Consider the following 1,379-nt stretch of genomic DNA (forward strand, 5'->3'; position numbering starts at 1 on the left):
AAGTCGACTGTTATGGGCCATCCTGGATTCGAACCAGGGACCTCTGCGTTATCAACACAGCGCTCTAACCAACTGAGCTAATGGCCCATAAAGCGAATGACGGGAATCGAACCCGCATAGCCAGCTTGGAAGGCTGGAATTCTACCATTGAACTACATTCGCATCATTTATATTGGGTCTCCCCTATGGCGCTGGACGGAATCGAACCGCCGACACATGCAGCTTCAATGCATTGCTCTACCAACTGAGCTACAGAGCCATCTCTTTTTCTAAAAAAGAACGGTCACAACGGGGTTCGAACCCGTGATCTCCTGCGTGACAGGCAGGCGTCCTAACCAGCTAGACCATGCGACCAATTGCGGGAGTAGGATTTGAACCTACGACCTTCGGGTTATGGGCCCGACGAGCTACCGAACTGCTCCATCCCGCGATAATATTAAACTTTCGTGGGGCTTTTGCCCTAAGGAGGATGAGGGATTCGAACCCTCGCGCCGGTTTCCCGACCTGACGGTTTTCAAGACCGTTCCCTTCAGCCAGACTTGGGTAATCCTCCATTATGTCATGGTATGGACCATGTTGGACTCGAACCAACGACCGGACGGTTATGAGCCGTCTGCTCTAACCAGCTGAGCTAATGGTCCGTACGAGTCTATCGCGGCAGGGGGAATCGAACCCTCGACCTCTCGGGTATGAACCGAACGCTCTAGCCAGCTGAGCTACACCGCGATGTCGCTGTTTCCAGCCATCGGGACGACAGGATTCGAACCTGCGACCCCCTGGTCCCAAACCAGGTGCTCTACCAAGCTGAGCTACGTCCCGTTCCTTTTGGACTTTCGTCCTGTCTTCTGGATTGGAAGACGATGCACCTAGCAGGAGTCGAACCTGCAACCTCCTGATTCGTAGTCAGACGCTCTATCCAATTGCGCTATAGGTGCTTCATATAATGCCGGCGACCGGGATCGAACCGGTACGATGTTTCCATCGCAGGATTTTAAGTCCTGTGCGTCTGCCTATTCCGCCACGCCGGCAGTCCAAGCGAACAACGGGATTCGAACCCGCGACCCCCACCATGGCAAGGTGATGTTCTACCTCTGAACTATGTTCGCATAATAATGCCGACTAAAGGATTCGAACCTTCGACCCCCGCTTTACAAGAGCGGTGCTCTACCAGCTGAGCTAAGTCGGCTGGATTTGCCCGACGCGGCGCTTTGACCTTAGTCAATGGACGCTACAGGGATCGAACCTGTGACCCCCTGCTTGTAAGGCAGGTGCTCTCCCAGCTGAGCTAAGCGTCCAAAATAAAAACGAGTCTCCTCGTTTACTATGTACAGGCATCGCGTCGTCCTATCCTCGCAGCCAGCGTTCCGGCAACTACTTTT

14 tRNA genes are annotated in these 1,379 nt (G+C 53.7%); all 14 read right to left on the reverse strand.

Features of this window, described 5'->3' with window-relative positions:
- Window positions 1-13 precede the first annotated feature (13 nt).
- A tRNA-Ile gene (locus G6R28_RS06450) sits at window positions 14-87 on the reverse strand.
- A gap of 4 nt (window positions 88-91) precedes the next feature.
- Window positions 92-162 (reverse strand) — tRNA-Gly (locus G6R28_RS06455).
- A 24-nt stretch (window positions 163-186) separates the two neighbouring features.
- Window positions 187-259: transfer RNA gene (locus G6R28_RS06460), tRNA-Phe, on the reverse strand.
- Between the two features lie 21 nt (window positions 260-280).
- Window positions 281-354, reverse strand: a tRNA-Asp gene (locus G6R28_RS06465).
- Between the two features lie 2 nt (window positions 355-356).
- Window positions 357-430, reverse strand: a tRNA-Met gene (locus G6R28_RS06470).
- Window positions 431-463: 33 nt separating this feature from the next.
- Window positions 464-553 (reverse strand) — tRNA-Ser (locus tag G6R28_RS06475).
- 14 nt (window positions 554-567) lie between these two features.
- Window positions 568-641: transfer RNA gene (locus tag G6R28_RS06480), tRNA-Ile, on the reverse strand.
- A gap of 11 nt (window positions 642-652) precedes the next feature.
- Window positions 653-726 (reverse strand) — tRNA-Met (locus tag G6R28_RS06485).
- Window positions 727-745: 19 nt separating this feature from the next.
- Window positions 746-819, reverse strand: a tRNA-Pro gene (locus tag G6R28_RS06490).
- 42 nt (window positions 820-861) lie between these two features.
- Window positions 862-935 (reverse strand) — tRNA-Arg (locus tag G6R28_RS06495).
- A 9-nt stretch (window positions 936-944) separates the two neighbouring features.
- A tRNA-Leu gene (locus tag G6R28_RS06500) sits at window positions 945-1,028 on the reverse strand.
- A gap of 6 nt (window positions 1,029-1,034) precedes the next feature.
- Window positions 1,035-1,106: transfer RNA gene (locus G6R28_RS06505), tRNA-Gly, on the reverse strand.
- 7 nt (window positions 1,107-1,113) lie between these two features.
- A tRNA-Thr gene (locus G6R28_RS06510) sits at window positions 1,114-1,186 on the reverse strand.
- A 36-nt stretch (window positions 1,187-1,222) separates the two neighbouring features.
- Window positions 1,223-1,295, reverse strand: a tRNA-Val gene (locus tag G6R28_RS06515).
- Between the last annotated feature and the right edge of the window lie 84 nt (window positions 1,296-1,379).

The organism is Fructobacillus papyrifericola (genome assembly GCF_018437235.1).
Classification (GTDB): Bacteria; Bacillota; Bacilli; order Lactobacillales; family Lactobacillaceae; genus Fructobacillus; species Fructobacillus papyrifericola.